The sequence below is a fragment of the Pseudarthrobacter oxydans genome (assembly GCF_013314975.1).
Classification (GTDB): Bacteria; Actinomycetota; Actinomycetes; order Actinomycetales; family Micrococcaceae; genus Arthrobacter; species Arthrobacter oxydans.
In genome coordinates, this window is record NZ_JABTYH010000014.1 from 94,137 (window position 1) to 111,561 (window position 17,425).

General features: G+C 67.1%; 16 protein-coding genes. 8 read left to right on the plus strand and 8 right to left on the minus strand.

Features of this window, described 5'->3' with window-relative positions:
• Positions 1 to 8 precede the first annotated feature (8 nt).
• The 4 genes from HTS88_RS11400 to HTS88_RS11415 are packed head-to-tail and all read left to right on the plus strand — an operon-like array spanning position 9 to position 3,064.
• Entirely contained in the window at positions 9 to 1,757 is a 1,749-nt protein-coding gene (locus HTS88_RS11400) for a dihydroxyacetone kinase family protein (protein ID WP_174178410.1), read from the plus strand.
• Positions 1,754 to 2,245, plus strand: a complete 492-nt coding sequence (locus tag HTS88_RS11405) for an RpiB/LacA/LacB family sugar-phosphate isomerase (protein ID WP_281359048.1) — start codon at positions 1,754 to 1,756, stop codon at positions 2,243 to 2,245. The genes HTS88_RS11400 and HTS88_RS11405 overlap by 4 nt, the downstream gene beginning before the upstream one ends.
• A gap of 46 nt (positions 2,246 to 2,291) precedes the next feature.
• On the plus strand, positions 2,292 to 2,570 hold the full coding sequence (locus HTS88_RS11410; RefSeq protein ID WP_174178414.1) for a hypothetical protein: 279 nt from the start codon (positions 2,292 to 2,294) through the stop codon (positions 2,568 to 2,570).
• A 53-nt stretch (positions 2,571 to 2,623) separates the two neighbouring features.
• Positions 2,624 to 3,064, plus strand: coding sequence for an SRPBCC family protein (locus tag HTS88_RS11415; protein WP_174178416.1), 441 nt, complete (start codon positions 2,624 to 2,626; stop codon positions 3,062 to 3,064).
• A gap of 182 nt (positions 3,065 to 3,246) precedes the next feature.
• On the opposite strand, the gene HTS88_RS11420 is transcribed toward HTS88_RS11415, so the two are convergent.
• Both HTS88_RS11420 and HTS88_RS11425 read right to left on the minus strand, forming a co-directional pair.
• Complete coding sequence (locus HTS88_RS11420; protein WP_174178419.1) at positions 3,247 to 3,537, minus strand: hypothetical protein; 291 nt, start codon at positions 3,535 to 3,537, stop codon at positions 3,247 to 3,249.
• A 287-nt stretch (positions 3,538 to 3,824) separates the two neighbouring features.
• Positions 3,825 to 4,124: a DUF4193 domain-containing protein gene (locus HTS88_RS11425; RefSeq protein ID WP_174178421.1), complete on the minus strand. Its 300-nt coding sequence runs from the start codon at positions 4,122 to 4,124 to the stop codon at positions 3,825 to 3,827.
• 130 nt (positions 4,125 to 4,254) lie between these two features.
• Here HTS88_RS11425 and HTS88_RS11430 point away from each other — a divergent pair, with 130 nt between their 5' ends.
• Together HTS88_RS11430 and HTS88_RS11435 are read left to right on the plus strand one after the other, a co-directional pair.
• The gene (locus HTS88_RS11430) at positions 4,255 to 4,863 is read left to right on the plus strand and encodes a TetR/AcrR family transcriptional regulator (RefSeq protein ID WP_174178422.1); all 609 of its coding nucleotides are present in this window, start codon (positions 4,255 to 4,257) and stop codon (positions 4,861 to 4,863) included.
• Positions 4,860 to 5,846 carry a DMT family transporter gene (locus HTS88_RS11435; protein WP_343044941.1) on the plus strand — a complete coding sequence of 329 codons (987 nt, stop codon included), beginning with the start codon at positions 4,860 to 4,862 and terminating at the stop codon, positions 5,844 to 5,846. The genes HTS88_RS11430 and HTS88_RS11435 overlap by 4 nt, the downstream gene beginning before the upstream one ends.
• On the opposite strand, the gene HTS88_RS11440 is transcribed toward HTS88_RS11435, so the two are convergent.
• Together HTS88_RS11440 and HTS88_RS11445 are read right to left on the minus strand one after the other, a co-directional pair.
• A complete protein-coding gene (locus HTS88_RS11440; RefSeq protein WP_246256204.1) occupies positions 5,763 to 6,062 on the minus strand; it encodes a DUF3040 domain-containing protein in 300 nt (99 codons plus the stop codon). The genes HTS88_RS11435 and HTS88_RS11440 overlap by 84 nt on opposite strands.
• Positions 6,063 to 6,219: 157 nt before the next feature.
• Positions 6,220 to 7,266: an aldo/keto reductase gene (locus HTS88_RS11445; RefSeq protein WP_174178425.1), complete on the minus strand. Its 1,047-nt coding sequence runs from the start codon at positions 7,264 to 7,266 to the stop codon at positions 6,220 to 6,222.
• Positions 7,267 to 7,630: 364 nt separating this feature from the next.
• Here HTS88_RS11445 and malQ point away from each other — a divergent pair, with 364 nt between their 5' ends.
• Positions 7,631 to 9,829, plus strand: a complete 2,199-nt coding sequence (malQ, locus tag HTS88_RS11450) for a 4-alpha-glucanotransferase (RefSeq protein WP_246256208.1) — start codon at positions 7,631 to 7,633, stop codon at positions 9,827 to 9,829.
• Between the two features lie 122 nt (positions 9,830 to 9,951).
• Here the strand turns inward: malQ and HTS88_RS11455 are convergent, their stop codons facing one another.
• Together HTS88_RS11455 and HTS88_RS11460 are read right to left on the minus strand one after the other, a co-directional pair.
• The gene (locus HTS88_RS11455; protein ID WP_174178429.1) at positions 9,952 to 13,122 is read right to left on the minus strand and encodes an alpha-amylase family glycosyl hydrolase; all 3,171 of its coding nucleotides are present in this window, start codon (positions 13,120 to 13,122) and stop codon (positions 9,952 to 9,954) included.
• 448 nt (positions 13,123 to 13,570) lie between these two features.
• A complete protein-coding gene (locus tag HTS88_RS11460; RefSeq protein ID WP_174178431.1) occupies positions 13,571 to 14,617 on the minus strand; it encodes a lactonase family protein in 1,047 nt (348 codons plus the stop codon).
• A gap of 102 nt (positions 14,618 to 14,719) precedes the next feature.
• On the opposite strand from HTS88_RS11460, the gene HTS88_RS11465 reads away from it, so the two are divergent.
• Positions 14,720 to 15,583: a putative protein N(5)-glutamine methyltransferase gene (locus HTS88_RS11465; RefSeq protein WP_174178433.1), complete on the plus strand. Its 864-nt coding sequence runs from the start codon at positions 14,720 to 14,722 to the stop codon at positions 15,581 to 15,583.
• 42 nt (positions 15,584 to 15,625) lie between these two features.
• On the opposite strand, the gene HTS88_RS11470 is transcribed toward HTS88_RS11465, so the two are convergent.
• Both HTS88_RS11470 and HTS88_RS11475 read right to left on the minus strand, forming a co-directional pair.
• The gene (locus HTS88_RS11470) at positions 15,626 to 16,228 is read right to left on the minus strand and encodes a maleylpyruvate isomerase family mycothiol-dependent enzyme (RefSeq protein WP_174178435.1); all 603 of its coding nucleotides are present in this window, start codon (positions 16,226 to 16,228) and stop codon (positions 15,626 to 15,628) included.
• A 558-nt stretch (positions 16,229 to 16,786) separates the two neighbouring features.
• The gene (locus tag HTS88_RS11475) at positions 16,787 to 17,203 is read right to left on the minus strand and encodes an HNH endonuclease signature motif containing protein (RefSeq protein WP_425515559.1); all 417 of its coding nucleotides are present in this window, start codon (positions 17,201 to 17,203) and stop codon (positions 16,787 to 16,789) included.
• Positions 17,204 to 17,425: the final 222 nt, after the last annotated feature.

The following is a 17,425-nucleotide window of genomic DNA, read 5'->3' on the forward strand; positions in this document are numbered from 1 at the left end:
AGCTCAACATGACGAAAATCTTCAATGACCCCTCGGACTTCGCCGAGGAGGCCCTCGCAGGGTTCTGCGACATCCACTCCGGCCTGGTGCGCCAGGTGACCGGCGGTGCCGTGCGGCGCTTCCGGCCGGTGCAGCCCAAGGTGGCTGTCCTTGCCGGCGGCGGGTCCGGGCATTACCCGGCTTTCGCGGGCCTCATCGGAACAGGATTCGCCGACGGCGCCGTGGTGGGCAACATCTTCACGTCCCCTTCGGCGCAGCAGGCGTACGCCGTGGCCAAGGCAGCGGAGTCCGGAGCCGGCGTCGTCTTCACCTACGGAAACTACGCCGGAGACGTCATGAACTTCGGCATGGCCAGCGAACGCCTGGCGGCGGAGGGCATCGCCGTGGACAAGGTCCTGGTGACCGACGACATCGCCAGCGCCCCGCCGTCGGAATCGGAGAAGCGCCGCGGCATCGCCGGTGACTTCACCGTTTTCAAGGTCATGGGCGCCGCCGCCGAGGCCGGCGCGGACCTCGCCGAGGTGGTCCGCCTCGGCCGGAAGGCCAACGACCGCACCCGCACCATCGGCAGCGCGTTCTCCGGCTGCACCTTCCCCGGCGCGGAAACGCCGCTGTTCTCCCTGCCCGAGGGCCAGATGGGGCTAGGGCTGGGCATCCACGGAGAGCCCGGACTGTTCGACACGGACCTGCCGCCGGCCAAGGCGCTGGGGGAAGAACTCGTGGGACGCCTGCTGGCGGAAACCCCGCCCGGAGCAGGCAACCGGATTGCGGTCATCCTCAACGGTCTGGGATCCACCAAGCATGAGGAACTGTTCGTGCTCTGGGGAACCGTGGCCCCGCTGCTCCGGGAAGCCGGGTACACCCTGGTGATGCCGGAAGTTGGAGAACTCGTCACCAGCCTGGACATGGCTGGGGTTTCGCTCACGGTGACCTGGCTGGACGGGGAGCTGGAACCGCTGTGGCTTGCCCCGGCGGACACGCCCGCCTACCGCCGCGGCAACGCCGTCCGGGAAGGCGGGCCCGTGGCGGACGGGGGAACGTCCGACGTCGAGGCGACGTCCGCCCCGTTCGTCGCCACCGGCCCCTCCCGGGATTACGCCACCGCCTGCCTTGCTGCGCTGGAGGCCACGCAGGCCCTCCTGGACGAGGCCGAGGAACGGCTCGGCAGGATGGACGCAATCGCCGGTGACGGCGACCACGGACGCGGCATGGTGCGCGGGATTGACGCTGCCACGGCCGCTGCTTCCGCCGCTCTGGGGCAGGGGGCCGGAGCCGGCGATGTGCTCGCATCCGCCGGTGATGCCTGGGCCGATAAGGCAGGCGGGACGTCCGGCGTCCTGTGGGGAGCCGGACTTCGGGCTTTCGGCGAAGCTGTGGGCAACAGCGCGGCACCGGAGCCCGGACAGCTCGCGGCGGCGGTCAGGGCCTTCGCGGACCGGATTGTGCAGCTGGGCAAAGCCGAGACAGGCGACAAGACCATGGTGGACGCATTGCTGCCGTTCGCATCATCCTTCGCCGGCCTGGTGGCGGCAGGCGCGGAACCGGCGCGGGCGTGGGAGGACGCCGCACGCGCCGCGACGGCGGCAGCTGAGGCGACGGCCGGCCTGCTGCCCCTCAAGGGCCGGGCGCGCCCGCTGGCCGAAAAGAGCCTGGGCACACCGGACCCCGGAGCAACCTCGCTGGCCATGATCTTCACCATCATGGGTCCGCACCTCACCGCCGCCGCGTCCCGGGAAACCGTTGGAGTGCGGCAATGAACGCTGAAGGAAAGACCATGGGACTGAGACTGGTTGTAGGCGCTGACGAAGCGGGGGTGGACTACAAGGACAAGGTCCTTGAGGACCTCCGCCAGGATCCCCGGGTGAGCGAAGTGATCGATATTGGAGTCAACCGTTCCGACGCGCCGGATGACTTCACCAGGCCGTACCCGTACGTGGGAATCGCGGCGGGCGAGATGATCAGGGACGGAGCCGCGGACCGGGCCATCCTCTTCTGCGGCACCGGAATCGGTGTGGCCATCGCGGCGAACAAGGTGGAAGGCATCAGGGCCACTGCGGCGCACGATTCCTTCTCCGTGGAACGCTCGGTCCTGTCCAACGACTGCCAGGTGCTGACCATGGGCCAGCGCGTGGTGGGCATCGAACTCGCGCGCCGGCTCGCCAGGGAATGGATCGGCTACACCTTCGACCCGGCGTCCGCCTCCGCGGGCAAGGTCAAGGTCCTCACGGACTTCGAAGCCTGTTAGGTCCTGGTCTTCTGGTACGTCTTGCCACGCTGCAGGAAGGATCACGATGGAGAGTTACCGGTTGAGCGACTGGTGCCGCCTGATCGGCATCCCGGTGGAGGTCCGCAAGGACTTTGAGCTGGTCCGGTCAGGCGCGGTGGACGATGCCATGGAAGATTCTTCAGCCCTATGGATCGCCGCGGATGCTTCCGGCGGCAGGGCGCTTTTCGCGGCTGCGGAAGGCTACGAGGTGTGGATCCGGCCCCGGGAGCTGGAGGGAAGGCTGTGCTACAAGATGGCCGCTGCCCTGCGGCCACTTCCTGCCGGTGCCGCAGGCCGGGCCTAGCCGCTGGGGGCCGGGGGCTGTGTTTGCAGGCGGCCTGTTCCTACACTGGGGTGATGATCACAGTCGCTGGAAGCGTGGAAACCACATTGTCCGCCGAGAAGGCCTTTGCCTTTTTGAGCCAGTTCGAGAACACCCCCAAGTGGGATCCCAACACTCCTGTCATGGATAAAGTCACGCCGGGGCCGGTGGCCGTGGGGCACAAATACAACGCCGAAGCCGAGTTCCGGGGCAAGCGGCAAAGCCTGGTCTACGAGGTCATCGAGCTGAAGGACAACCACATCAAGCTGCGCGGCGAGAACAAAACCGTCATCTCCTTCGATTCCATCGACGTCACCCCCAACGGGGCCGGCTCGGTGGTGAAGTACACGGCCGAGTTCAGCATCAAGGGACCCGCCAAGATCATCCAGCCGCTCCTGAAGCCGGCCTTCATGTCGCTCCGGGATCCGGCACTGAACGGGATCCGGGACACGCTTAACTCGCTGGCCGCAGCCTGACGGCTTCGAAGAACTCCCGGAGCTCCCGGCGGGGGTCCGCCTCCAGCCGGGGCTCCTCGTCCAGGATCATCGTGGCCCGCAACGCACCGTACTCCGGCGGACTGTTCCTGAGCGTGGGTGGGCGTCTGTCATGGTTGACACCATAAGCCTTCCCCGGAGGTGGTCCGGAATGCTCCCGGCGCCTACATGGATAGGCCGGGTCCCCGTGGGCCGGTGTGTGCCTGGACCAGGGGAGAGCCGCTCAACGGTGCCCGGGCCGGCAGGCCTGCTTCGACGCAATGCTCGTTGACCGCCTGCGCCAGTGCGTCACGGTCCGTGACGGGAAGCCCCGCCAGCCCGGCGCTGTAGTCCCTGATGGCCTGTTCCGAGGCGTCGCCGCCCAAGGCCAGGTGCGCCAGCCACAGCCGGTCCAGGTCCAGGCCATGTTCCAGTATCACCGCGCCAATCAGGGCCTGCTGGTCCACCTCGTCCATCGTCCGTCCGTCCCCTCGGGAGAGTAGTTCTCCCAAGGGTTTCGGAGCGCGCCCGCTGTTGGATGGGGTGGGTAGTGGTGTTTGTCAGGCAGGCTGGGCGGCAGGCTCCCGGACTGGCTGGGCGGCAAGCTCCCGCGCCCGTCCGGCAAGCCAGCGTGCGCTCTCTTTGGGGGATCCGCTCCTGGGTGCGCGAGCTCTGCCGTTCAGCGCCACCCGCTGCGCGCCTTGGCTGCCCAGCGGCAGTTCCTTGAGGCATCGCTGCGAAGCCTGGTGGCTTTGTATCGACCCTAGGACTCACACTCCTTGCAGTACTTCCTGCCGTCCTTTTCCCTGGCGAGCTGGCTGCGATGGTGCACCAGGAAGCAGGACATGCAGGTGAACTCGTCGGCCTGGACCGGCACCACCTGGATCAGCAGCTCCTCGTTGGACAGGTCCGCCCCGGGCAGTTCGAAGCTGTCCGCGAGCTCGGTCTCGTCGACGTCGGCAATGGCCTCCCTTCGGCCCGACTTCTCGGTTTTCAGCTCCTCGAAGCCGCTGTTTGGCTCTTCCTCGGGCGTCACCCGGGGAGCGTCATAGTCAACTGACATTGGTGCGTTCTCCTGTCGGCTGGATGCAGTTCATCCTGAACAGAGCAACAACAGAACGGGGGCTTCGGATATTCCCCACCAATTTGTAGGTAGACTGACCTACCTACTCTGTGTCTATGAAGGAGGCCTTTTGTCCGCCAGGAATAACGTTGCGCACACACCTGCGCCGCCGAAGCGTCCGGCCCGCGCGCTGCTGCTTGACGCTGCGGCGCGGCTCTTCTATGCGCAGGGCGTGGCCGCCACCGGCATCGACACCATCACCACCGAAGCCGGTGTGGCCAAGAAGAGCCTCTACAACAATTTTGCTTCCAAGGCCGAGCTGGTGGCGGCGTACCTTGAGGCCCGGCATGCGGAATGGCTGGGGCTGTACAGCAGGCGGCTGGAGGAGGCCAGGGATCCGCGCGAGCGGGTGCTGGCCGTTGTTGACGCCTATGCGGACCATGCCAACGCCGCCTACCCCAACGGGTTTCGTGGATGCGGACTGCTTAATGCGGCAGCGGAACTGCCGGCAGGTGCGCCGGGGCGGCTGGCGGTCCGGAAGCACAAGGAAGAGGTTGAGGCGCTCCTGTCACGGCACGTGGCCGAGCTGCTCCCGGCGGGCGATGGCCGCGCCGCAGGACTGGCTCGGCAGCTGGCCTTCCTCCTGGAGGGTGCCATGGCCCGGGCCGGGCTTGAGGGCAATGACGCGTGCCTGAAAGAATGCCGGACCATCGCTGCCCGGCTGCTGGCGGACGTGTGAAACCGGCGGCCGGTTCGGCCAACGCGCCGCTCTGGGGCGCTTTGTGCGTGGTGGCGGCTTCCGTGCTGTGGGGCACCACAGGCACTGCTGCCACGTTTGCGCCGTCCGTGAGCCCGCTGGCCGTCGGCGCGGTGGCCATGGGAATCGGGGGCCTGCTGCAGGCGCTGTACGCCACCAACGCAATGACCGGGCAGTGGCCGGGCCTGCTGGACCGCTGGCGTTTGGTGGCCCTGGGCGCGGCGGCGGTGGCCGTCTATCCGCTGGCCTTCTACAGCTCCATGCGGCTTTCAGGCGTGGCGGTGGGAACGGTGGTGTCCATCGGTTCCGCGCCGGTGGCAGCCGCGCTCATCGAGCGCTTCGCCGACGGCAAACACCTCACCCGCCGGTGGATGGCGGGAGCCCTGCTCGGCGTCTCGGGCGCTGCCCTGCTGTCCTTCGCCGGGCACGCGCCGGCCGGTTCCCCGGGCGGTTCCTGGACATCCCTGGCCGGGATTGCCCTGGGGCTACTGGCTGGCGCCACCTATGCCTTGTATTCCTGGGCAGCCCACCGCCTGATCGGAGGCGGGCTGTCATCGCGGGCGGCCATGGGGGCAGTCTTTGGTCTCGGCGGACTGCTGTTGATGCCCGTGCTGGCAGTCACCGGCCGGCCCCTTGTTGAGTCATGGGTCAATTTCTCGGTGGGCGCCTACATGGCCCTGGTGCCGATGTTCGCCGGGTACGTCCTCTTTGGATGGGGCCTGGCCAGGATCCGGGCCAGCACCGCCACCGGGATTTCCCTGCTTGAAACGGTGGTGGCCGCTGGTCTGGCGGTCCTGGTGGTGGGGGAGCGGTTGCCGCCGCATGGCTGGCTTGGCGCCGCCGTCGTCCTTTTCAGCCTCTTTGTCCTGACGCCGGGGCGGTCAGCCCGCGGGCCGCTCCGGTCCCCTTCTTCGCCCGGGAAAAAACTTGCCCAGCAGCAGGCCGGTGCCCAGCCCCACGAGTGAAAGCCCCAGGGCCAGGAGGGCAACAATGCGGCCGCTGGCGCCGGCGATGAGCAGCGCCAGCCCGGTCAGGCCCGCGAGGGCACCGAAAAATAGGTCCGCCCTGAACCGGGGCGCGGGGTAGCCGGAGAGCAGCTCCATGGCCAGGTGGGGGTCGTCGGCGATCAGCCCCAGCTCCAGCTCCTTGAGCAGCCGCCGTTCCTCTTCGGACATTGGCATGGGATGCCCCTGGTTTCCGGGTAAAAGGGATATCGGTATTGACGCTAGGACTCCTGTGCCGTGGCGTCAAGAGCTCCGGTGACGGCACTCGAAGCATCGATTCTGGACGTCGTCCTGGCCCTGCCGTGGCACCCCGGTGAGGTCCGCGGAGGGGTGGTTACCGCCGTCGGAGTTCCGCGAACTCAAGCGAGGGGACGATGGCGCCCGCGTCCCGCTCCACGAAGTTGGTACCTGGTGGCACCACGTCATCAATGGCGTCGAGGACGGACTCGCTGAGCCGGACCTGCGAGGCCTGCACGTAGGCCCGCAGGTGCTCCTCGCTGCGGGGGCCGATAATCACGCTGCTGATGGCCGGGTGCGTCAGGGCGAAGCCGACGGCAAGGTCCACCAGCGACAGTTCCAGCTTGTCGGCCAGCCGCGCCAGGGCATCGGCGGCCAGGAGCTTCCGCTCGCTGGCGGGACCGGTCATGTCGTAGCGGCCCGGGAGCGAGTGGACCCGGGTGGGCGCCTTCCCCGGTTCAGGGGAGAAGCTGCCGGACAACCAGCCTCCGGCCAGGGGACCGTACGCCAGGACCCCCAGCCCGTATTGCTGGGCGATGGGCAGCACGTCGCGTTCGGTGCCGCGTACCAGCATGGAGTACGGCACCTGGTTGCCCAGCGGCGGAATCAGGTGGTTGGTGGTGGCCAGCCACTGCGCCTCCACCAGTTGCGCTGGTGTGAAGACGGAGGTGCCGTAGTAGAGGATCTTGCCCTGCCGGATCAGGTCGTTGAGCGTGGTGATGGTTTCCAGCACGTCGGTGTTGTAGTCCGGCCGGTGCGCCTGGTACAGATCAATCCGGTCCGTCTGCAGCCGCCGGAGGCTGCCCTCCACAGCCTGGGTGATCCAGCGGCGCGAGTTCCCGGAGTGGGCCGGGTTGGGGCTCATCTGGCCGTGGAACTTGGTGGCCAGGAAAATGTCGTCGCGGCGCCCGCGAAGTGCGCGGCCCACCACCTGTTCGGATTCACCCTGGGAGTAGACGTCCGCGGTGTCGACGGCGGTGATCCCGGCATCCAGCGCCGCATGGATGATGCGGATGCTTTCCTCAGCCCCGGTCGGGGCGCCGTGCGGGCCGCCGTTGCCTTCGCCGAAGTTCATGGTTCCCAATGTGAGTGGGCTGACGGGGGTACCCGACCGCCCAAACACCCGCAGTTCACTGAGGCTCATCCCGGTCTCCTTCCGCCGCGCTGCCACGCGTCCCCTCGACCGTCACGAGGCTACACAGCTTCCCGGAAGCAGGGCAGACGTACGCCATAGTCCTTAGCTTTTCGTCGCACGGGGTAACGCGGCTGCCCGGGATGACGAATTGTGGCGGCCGCGTGCAACCTTGGGAGTGTGGACTTGCCCGCGCCTGTAATCCCGGGCCTGGTTTCGTCTGTGCGCCGCCCTGCAATAATCTGAACCAATCGGTTGTGCGCGGGGGTGCAGGCGCCCGGTGCAACAGGCAGCACTGTAAGTTCGGGCGGCATCACACCAGACGAGGCGGACACGCATGACGGCTTCAGACCAGCAGCACCCACAGCAACCAGGGATGCCAACAGACCCTCCCGGGCTTTCGCCCGCGGCGGGCGGGGCTGCTGCCGGCCTGGCCGTGGACCCCCATTTGCTCCAGAAACTGGCAGATGCGCACGGCGTGGGCACCTCCTTCCAGGGCTGGGACGGCCTGCCGCACACGGTGGCAGAAGAGACGCTGGTCAAGGTCCTGGCTGCCTTGGGGGTACGGGCGGACACGAACCAGGCCATCGAGGCCGCGCTGGCGGAAGCTGAACTGGCCCCCTGGCGGCGGATGCTGCCGCCCGCCGTCGTCATCCAGCAGGGTGAACCCGCGCTGGTCCCGGTCCATGTGCGCGATGGCGTTGCAGTTAAGCTGGGCATCGCCCTTGAAGGCGGGGCCGGCTCTGTTGACGCCGTCCAGGAGGACGTCCGGGAACAGCCCCGGGATGTCGACGGGGTGGCCACCCGCCGTATGACCTTCGCCCTCCCGCAGGACCTGCCCCTCGGCTGGCATACCCTGAACGCCCAGGCCGGTGACGTGACCGCGGAGGCCACCCTGGTGGTGACGCCGCGCCAGCTCACCACCGCGCAGCCGCTCGAACAGCGCCGCGGCTGGGGGCTGGCCACACAGCTGTATTCCGTCCGGTCCAGGCGCTCCTGGGGGATCGGTGACTTCGCCGACCTCGCCGACCTCGCCGCCATCAGCGGCGAACGCGGGGCCGACTATGTGCTGGTCAACCCGCTGCATGCGGCCGAACCCGTGCCGCCGGTGCAGCCGTCGCCGTACTCGCCGTCCACACGCCGGTTCTTCAACCCGCTCTACATCCGCATCGAAGCTGTTCCCGAAGTGGCATACCTGAAGCCGCGCCGGCGCGCCGCGGTGGAGAAGCTCCGTGAGGAAGTGTCCGGGCTGAACAAGGACGGCGCGCGGCTGGACCGGAACGCCGTCTACGCGGCTAAGCTGCAGGCCCTGGAAATGCTCTACCACGCACGCCGCTCCCCGGCCAGGCAGGCCGCCTTCGATGAGTTCTGCCGGATCTCCGGCCAGGGACTGGACGATTTCGCGCTGTGGTCCGCCATCCGGGAGGACCTCGCGCCGGATGACCCGTTGTGGACCGATCCCGCCTGCGCGCTGGGCACCCCGGAGGCCGAGGCGCTGCGGGAAAAGCTGGGAGACAGGATCGGGTTCCACCGGTGGCTGCAGTGGATCTGCGATGAGCAGCTCGAAGAGGCCCAGAGGGCTGCGCTGCGTTCCGGCATGAGGCTTGGGGTGGTGCACGACCTCGCAGTGGGCGTGGACCACAGCAGCGCCGATGCCTGGACCCTGCGCGGCGTGCTGGCTCCCGCGACCAGCGTGGGCGCGCCCCCTGACATGTACAACCAGCAGGGCCAGGACTGGGGACAGCCGCCATGGCATCCGGCGCGCCTGGCCGAGGCCGGCTACATCCCGTTCCGGAACATGCTGGCCACGGTCCTGCGGCATGCGGGCGGGATCCGGGTGGACCACATCCTGGGCCTGTTCCGGCTGTGGTGGATTCCGGTGGGAAATGCCCCGGGTGACGGCGCGTACGTGCGCTACGACCATGCGGCGCTGATTGGCATCCTCGCCCTGGAGGCGCAGCGTGCCGGGGCCGTGGTCATTGGCGAGGACCTTGGCACCTTCGAGCCGTGGGTGCGCGACTATCTGGCTGCCCGCGGCATCCTTGGTACGTCCATCCTGTGGTTCGAGTACGACGGCGACTCCCCCCTTGCGCCCGAAAAGTACCGGACGCAGGCCCTCGCCAGCGTCAACACCCACGACCTTCCGCCCACGGCCGGCTACCTCGCCGGTGACCACGTGGCGCTGCGCAGCGGCTTGGGTTTGCTGGAGCGCTCCGAGGCGGAGGAGCGTGCCGAGCACAACGCGTCCCTGGAGAAGATGCTCGCCCTGGTCCGGGAACGTGGCTACCTGCCCGGGGCAACCGCGGGCGGGCAGGCGGAGACGGAAGAGCAGACCATCGAGGCGCTGCACCTCCTGCTCACCCAGACGCCGTCGGTCCTGCTGGGTGTTGCCCTTGTGGACGCGGTGGGGGAGCGGCGGGTCCAGAACCAGCCCGGCACCACCGAAGCGCTGTATCCGAACTGGCAGGTTCCGCTCGGCGGGCCGGATGGCAAGCCGGTGTTCCTTGACGATCTTCCCGCCAACCCGCGCTTTAACACGCTGCTGGCAGCGGTTGAAGGGGCCCTGCACAGCTAACTGACCGCCAGCAGCCTGTGCCGCCAACACCTTGTTGCCGCACACAAAAAACGCGGGGCCACGTTGCGCCCGTCCGATGCTCCGGAACGGGTGCGACGCGACCCCGCGTTTTTGTGGTTCCGCTAGCCGGCCGTGATCACGTGGGTGAAATGGTCGTAGCGGAAGGTGGCCGGGCCGCCGCCGTGCTCGAACACGATGTTGGCACCGGGCGACGCGCCGCCCGCGCCGTAGCTGACATTCCATGACCGGTCCAGGGCGGCCTTGAATTCATAGGTGCCGGCGGGCAGGGCCGGAGCGGACAGCTTCCACACGAGGTCAGCCGGATCGAGCTGAAGCTGTGCCTGGTCGCAGGCAGGCTCCCAGTCTGCGCCGCAGCCAAGCTCACTGTTCATGCTCCCGGCAGCCGCGACGGCACCCGGCTGCTGGGAGGCATAGACGGCGCTGAGCAGGTGGGTGCTGTTGTCGTAGCGGAACGTCACGGGGCCGCCGGGATGGTCCAGCGTGATGTTTTGCCCGTTGAGGGCGCCGCCTGCACCGTAGTTCTCGTCCCAGCCGCCGTTCAGCGCTGCCTTGTATTCGTACTGTCCCTTGGGAAGGTCCACCGTAAGGCGCCAGATCTTGTCCGCGGGGTCGAGTGCCATCATTGCCTGGGAACAGGCCGGGTCCCAAGGTTCAGCGCAACCCATTGCCTGGTTCAGGGAACCGGCCACCGTCACGGAATCGGGCTGCGGTGCTTCGCCCACCGTCACGGTCCGGGTTTCGCTAACCACGCTGAAGCCGGGCCCGCTCAAGGAGGCCCGGTAGCCCACCTTGGTGCCGTCATCGAGCCCGGAGACGTCGTCCTTTGCCGAGTACACGGGCGAGGAATCATCCGTGGACACCTCGGTCCAGGCGCCGTCCGCGACGCTTCGTTCGAAGGTAACTGTGTGGCTTGCCTTCTCGGGGTCCACGGTGGCACTCAGCTCCACCTGGCCCTCGGCGCTGCTGCCCTCTGCGGGCTTGTCCAGCGTCACGATGGGAGCCGGCACGCTCGCCGTGCGTGGCTGCGAGGTGGCGGTGTGCCCGCCGTTGTCCAAAACAGTGGCGCGGTAGTCGACGGGTGTCCCGGAGTCCAGCCCCGCCACGTCATGGAACACCTGGTACGGGGCGGTGTCGTCAGTGCCGATGGGCACCCACTCGCCGCCTGCTGTCCTGGCCTCAAAGGTGACCTCGTAGAACGAAGAACCGCCGACGTCGGCCGTCACCTTGAGGCGCCCGTTGTCACCGGGAGCCGCTGCCGGGTCCTGGAGGGCGACGGCGGGCGCGGCCTTGGAGTGCGGGATCCGCCCGGACGACTGGTACACCACGGCGGAGAGCGGCGGGACCGTAACCGTCAGCGTGCCGGCCTCGGACGTCTTGGTTTCAGCCGCAGCGTCTCCGTAGATGCGGGTGTAGTTGCGCTTGCCAACATAAGTGGGAACCTCAGCGGTCTGCGCCTGTTCGCTGTTGTTCAGGGCCACCACGTACTCGCGCTGGTCTCCTGCGTCCGTGCGGGAGAAGGCGTAGATCCCCTGGCCTTCGGAGGCGTACCGGTGCTGGTGTGCGCCGTCGCGCAGGGCCGGGTGCTCGCTGGTGAGGGCGGCCAGCTCGCTGATCTTGCGGTACAGCGGGTGCCCGGTGTTGAAGTTGTCGGTGGCGTGCGTGGCATCCGTGCCCAGAAGGTTGTCGTCGAGGTACTCCGGCACCTGGCTGGCGAACAGCGTCTGGCGGGCGTCCTGGTCCCCGCCGGGGCCGGTGAAGCCCTGCTCGTCACCGTAGTAGATGACCGGGTTGCCGCGGGAGAAGTACATCAGCTCGTGGGCTAGCTGGTCGCGTGCCACCTGTTCGGCGTCGGACGATCCGGGGTTGTCAGCGGCGATGAAGCTGCCGATGCGGCCCATGTCATGGTTCCCGAGGAACGTTGGCAACTGGTAGACGTTCGAGTCCGCGTCCGTGTACCAGTCATCTCCGGCGAAGAACGCCTCCAGCGTGCGGGCGTCCTGGCTCTTGGAGGCGAAGCTGCGGGCGGCGTCCTGGAAGGGGAAGTCCAGGACGGCCTGCATCCGGTTCCGGGTTGTGTACTGGGAGGTGAAGCTCTTGGTGGTGTCGAAGACTTCGCCGAACATGAAGAACTCGTCCTTGCCCTGGGCTTTGGCGTAGCTGAGGACGTCCGGGCCGAACTCCTGCCAGAACTCGTTGTTGACGTGCTTCATGGTGTCGATGCGGAAACCGTCAACGCCAAAGTCGCCGATCCAGGTCTTGTAGATGTCCTTCATGCCGTCCACCACGGTGGGGTGCTCGGTGAACAGGTCGTCCAGGCCGAAGAAGTCGCCGTAGTAGGCGTCCTCGCCCACGAAGGTTGTGTCGCCCCGGTTGTGGTACAGCGTGGGGTCGTTCAGCCAGGCGGGAACCTTCAGGTCCTCCTCGCCGCCCTCCAGGACCGGGATGTAGGGGAAGGAAGTTTCCGGGTCGAGCTCAGGGAAGCTTTCCGAGCCGGCGTAGTCGCGGTCGTCGAACACCTCGCCGTCCGCGGTCTTGTACGGAACGTCGTCCTTGGAGGCGTAACCCTTGCGGGCGCCTCCTTCATAGCCGATGACATCCGCCGTGTGGTTGGTGATGATGTCGAAGTAAACCTTCATGCCGCGGGCGTGGGCCTCGTCGATGAGGGCCTTCAGTTCATCGTTGGTGCCGAGGTGCGGATCGATCTGCGTGAAGTCGGTGATCCAGTACCCGTGGTACCCGGCCGACTTGTCCTCGGGCTGGACCGCCTTGTTCTTGAAGCTGGGGGTGAGCCAGATGGAGGTGGTGCCGAGGCCCTGGATGTAGTCGATCTTCTCCAGCAGGCCGGCCAGGTCTCCGCCGTTGTAGAAACCCTTCCTGGTGGGGTCGAAGCCGGACACCATGGGGTCGCCGCCCAGCCCGCCGTCGTCGTTCGCGGCGCTGCCGTTGCTGAAGCGGTCGGCCATGACGAAGTAGAAGTTCTCGTCCGTGACGGGAGCGCGGAGCGAGTGGAAGGCCGACGCCGGGCCCGGGTCTTTCGGGCCGGGTGCGGCTTGGGCGGGGAGGACTGCCGCTGAAACTGCGACGGCGGCCGCCAGCAGCCCCGCGGCTGAACGGAAGGCGGTTGCTTTGGCGGTTGTTTTGGTCGTGATGCGGGCGGTGGTGCCGGCCCGGTCGGTGCGGTCGGCCCGCTCGGCCTGGGACGGTGGGACGGGTGGAGAAGCGGCTGATCTGCGGGCGCGCGAGGGCCCGCCGGAATGGGTGCGGAATAACAAGGGGTGAGACCTTCCTGGGAGCGTCGCTGCTGTTCAGGCTTGCCGGGGTAACAGGCGGCAATGATGAGTGCGGTTCACGGGAAAGCCAGCCTTTCCGTGAGGCACATCACAACTGTAAGCGCTTGCACCGAATAACTCCAGTGATTGTGCGATGGCGTAGGTGGCCGCCTGGCGTATGTCCCGCTCAACGGCCCGCCTCAGAGGCGGGCCGGGAGGGCTCAAGCGGCAGGGCCTAAACGGCAGCGCTGCCCCGGGCTGTCGCCTTTCAGTGCTCACCTGTAATTGGCAGCGGCCCTCCGTCCAGTGGCTGCCCGGCAGTGCTCATTCGGCAGCCCTGCGCCGCATACTCGACTGGCCGTGCATGTGTAGCGGACCTGCTCCGGACGCCGCCCGGCAGTGCCTATCCGGCAGTCTTCACCAGCCCTTCCCAGTGCCCAGCCGGGGGCGACTAGATTGAAGGCACCAGGGCGGTTGGCGAGGGGGTACGCAGGTTGTGAACAACGTCTCCCGGGCAGCCCGTGACGGCGTCCAGGGCAAAGGTGGCCACGTTGTCGGACCGCTCGTGGGCCACGTGGAGCCAGTTCCCCCGCACCAGGTGGTGACGAGGCCAGTTCCCCCCGCTGGGCGAGTCCTTGACGGGAATCAGTTCCGTCCCGCCGGCACCAACCTTGAGGACGCTGATGATATTGGAGCCGCGAACGCCCACGTACGCATAGGAACCTTGGAAGCCGAGGCAGATTTCCGCGCCGGAGTCGTCCGGCAGGCTGCGGCCCGAGGTTGCCGGACCGCGGAAGACCAGCTCGAATACCCCCGCTTCCGGCCTCACGACGAATACTTCAACGGAGTACTCGGACACCACGAACACGTTTCCGTTCTGGTGCTGCACCAGGTGCCGGGGGCCACTGCCGAAGGGGAGGACAACTTCGTGGTCAGCCACCAGCCCGGTGCCCGGCACGTAGTTCCACACCCGAAGGGTGTCGTGGCCCAGATCCGTCGTCATGATGCGTCCGTCCGCCAGCATCAGGCTTGCGTGGGCGCGGCTCTGTCGGGGCTCACCTGTACCCAGGCCCGCGTGTGGATCCACCGACGGTGCAGCAGGGAGACGGCCGGTCATTCCGCCGTCGGCATCCAGTTCGAAGAGCAGGACCTGCCCGTCGCCCCAGCAGGTTACGGTGACGAAGCGGCCCTGCCGGTCCACAGCGACATGGCACGTTGCTTCTCCGGCGGGTTGCGGATCGCCGAGGGGCTCCAGCCCGTAGTCGCCTGAGCGGCGGAAAGCCCGAACCATTTTGCGCTGTTCGGCCACTGCGTAGACCACGGGCAGGGTGGGGTGAACGGCAACGAACGACGGCGAGTCCGTTTTCGCCGCAGTCCCCAGCCGTTCAAGGCTTCCGTCGGGCTTAGCGGCCAGGGCGCCGATGCCGTCAGCATGGCCTCCTCCGTCGGGCGTGTAGGTGCCGGTCCAAATAACGGGCTGCTGCGCAGGCAAAGTCATGGGTCCATCCTGCCAACAAACGGATGCTTTGCGGTGCACCTGCCCACTAGCATGGGCCTGCAGTCACGCTGTTGGCTGCAGGCCCTCGGGAAGGGATGATGAATGCCAGTTGACGATGCAACGGCCGCGCCCCATGCCCTTGCTCCCATTGTGTCCGCCCTGCGGGCAGCCGGCTGCGTTTTCGCGGAAGACGAAGCGCAGCTGCTGGTAGCCGAGGCGCCGGACTCCGAAGCCCTCGCCGAATGGGTGGACCGCCGCATGTCCGGCATGCCACTGGAACACATTCTTGGGTGGGCGGACTTCTGCGGGGAACGGATCGCCGTGGACCCGGGAGTTTTTGTGCCACGGCGCAGGACTGAACTGCTGGTTCACCAGGCGGTAAGCCTGCTGCAGCGCGACCGGCCGTTGTCACCGCCCCCTGTTGTTGTCGACCTTTGCTGCGGGTCGGGCGCGGTGGGTACGGCTATTGCCCGGCTGTACCCGGAGGCGGAACTGCACTCAGCCGATATTGATCCTGCCGCAGTGAACTGTGCCCGCCGCAATGTGGACGCCGTGGGTGGCCGCGTATATCAGGGTGACCTGTTCGCAGCCCTGCCGCCGGGACTTCAGGGACGGGTGCGGATCCTCGCCGTCAACGCGCCTTATGTCCCCACAGAGGCGATAAAGACAATGCCGCCCGAAGCGCGCCTCCATGAGTCACGGGCAGCGCTCGACGGCGGCGACGACGGTTTGGACTTCCACCGTCGCGTGGCAGCAGAGGCCAGCGAATGGCTTTTGCCTGACGGGCACCTGCTGATCGAGACCAGTGGACTGCAGTCCGGGCGGACAGCCGGGATTGTGGCTGGGGCAGGGTTCACTGTCCGCGCCGTCCACTCTGATGAGCTGGACGGAACTGTGGTGGTTGGTGCGCCTCTTTGTGGCAAACGCCCCCGAGGGTTTCCAGGGCGCCGGACGCCGTCTTGCTGATCAATCCGTGTCCTCAGTCGGTGGCAGGCCGAGTTGCGCCGCTTAGGTCCGCGACCGGAGGATGGGCAAGCCGGGGCCGGCAAGCTCGTCCAGGTAAGGCTTGCGGCCGGCCATGCCCATTACCAGGGCGAGGGTTGAACCGGTGACCATCGGGCCGGTGCCCGCGGCGAACGAGCCATCATCAGCGCGTAACTGCAGGCCGGCCGCAAGTGTGCCGCTTTTCACGGTGAAGTCGCGTCCAGCATAAAAATCGGCTACGACGGTCAACGCCTCAACGCTCGGCCGCCGGGGAAGTCCCAGCGGTTGGCGGATGTCTTGGGCATGCACCACAACTTCGCCGAGGTAGGCCGCAAGGTGGCCTGAGGGCGCTTTGGTACTGCCGAGTATGGCGCGGAAGCGCTCTAGCGTCTCGGCCGGCGTCCTGCCGCGATGCTCGGCCAGCCTGCGCTGATTATGGACGTCGGGCCGGAAACGCGCACCGAGTATGCTGCGGAGCCACTGCCACTGGTTCAAACTCGCGGCGGCCGTGAGGTGGGCGAGAACTTGCTCGACATCCCACTGCGAACACAGAGTGGGGTGCTGCCACTGCTCTGCGGTGAGGCTCTCCAGGTCTTCTGCCAGGGCGGTCCGCTCAGCTTGGACCATGTGCCATAAGTGTTCGCTTTTCAATGACGTCCCCCTACATTCTCGCGGCCAGTGCTCACCGGCGACGCTCACGCGAGGCCGACGTGCCAGCGGCTGCCCGGATCAGACGGGAGGCACCGCTGCCGTCGAGTCTCTCATGGGTAACCCGGCGCACGGAGACTGTGAGCAGCAAATCGAGAGGGTCGGCCTCGACCTCGTCTCCCTTCGCCAGGTTGCTCGGGTACTTCGGTCGATCAGCAGGAAGCCCGCGGCACGGTCGCGTCCTCCGCCGAAAGAAACAGGGTGCGCAGTTGGTAGGAGAGCGCCCGGACGATGGCGTGCCATGGATAGTTCCCAGACGTGCCCACTGTTCACCGGGCAAATCCGACAGATCAGCGGCAGGTTGGCGCCTCTCGGAGTGGACAACTTGCCAGACGGTAGCTGCTGACGTGCGCATGAGGGTTCTTTCATCCGTGGGTGTGAACTGCAGATTATCTGGAGGAACACCGAGACAGACACTATCGGGAAACATGAATCGTTGCCCCCGGTTTATCGAACAGGTCAGGGTTATGAGTCCTCTCACACCCGCTGTGTTCGCGGTGGCGGGGGTGGTCTGAAGTAGTGGTTCTGTTGTGGTTTTTGTTGGGGGTCGATGTGTGGCGGTGGCGTGAACCAGGGTGTGCCGTGGCGGGACGTGATAATCCATTGTTCTTTGTGTACGAGGTGGTGGTGCGCTGAACAGAGAAGTGCGCCGTTGCTGGTAGTTGTGGGTCCGCCGTTGGACCAGTAGGTGATGTGGTGTGCTTCGCACCACGGTGCGGGAATGGTGCAGTTGGGGAAGGTGCAGCCTTGATCGCGGGCAATGAGGGCGAGGCGTTGGACCGGGGTGAAGAGGCGGGTCTTGCGTCCCAGGTCCAGGATCTCGCCCTCGGTGCCCAGGACTGCGGGGATGATGTCGGCGTCGCAGGCGAGCTTGCGCAGGGTCGAAGCGGACACTGGACCGGTGAAGACAAAGTTCCCGGCCCCGGAATGGGAGCCTGTCCCGTTCACGGTGCTGGTATCCCCGACTGAGACTGCACCGGCGCTTGCTTCAGTGCCAGTGCCAGCGCCCGTGCCTGTGGCTGCTCCAGAGTTAGCGCCAGTGGTTGCGCCGTCGCCGGTGCTTGTGTCAGTGCCTGTGGGTGCGCCGCCCGTTCCTCCGCTCCAAGGGCCTGTTTC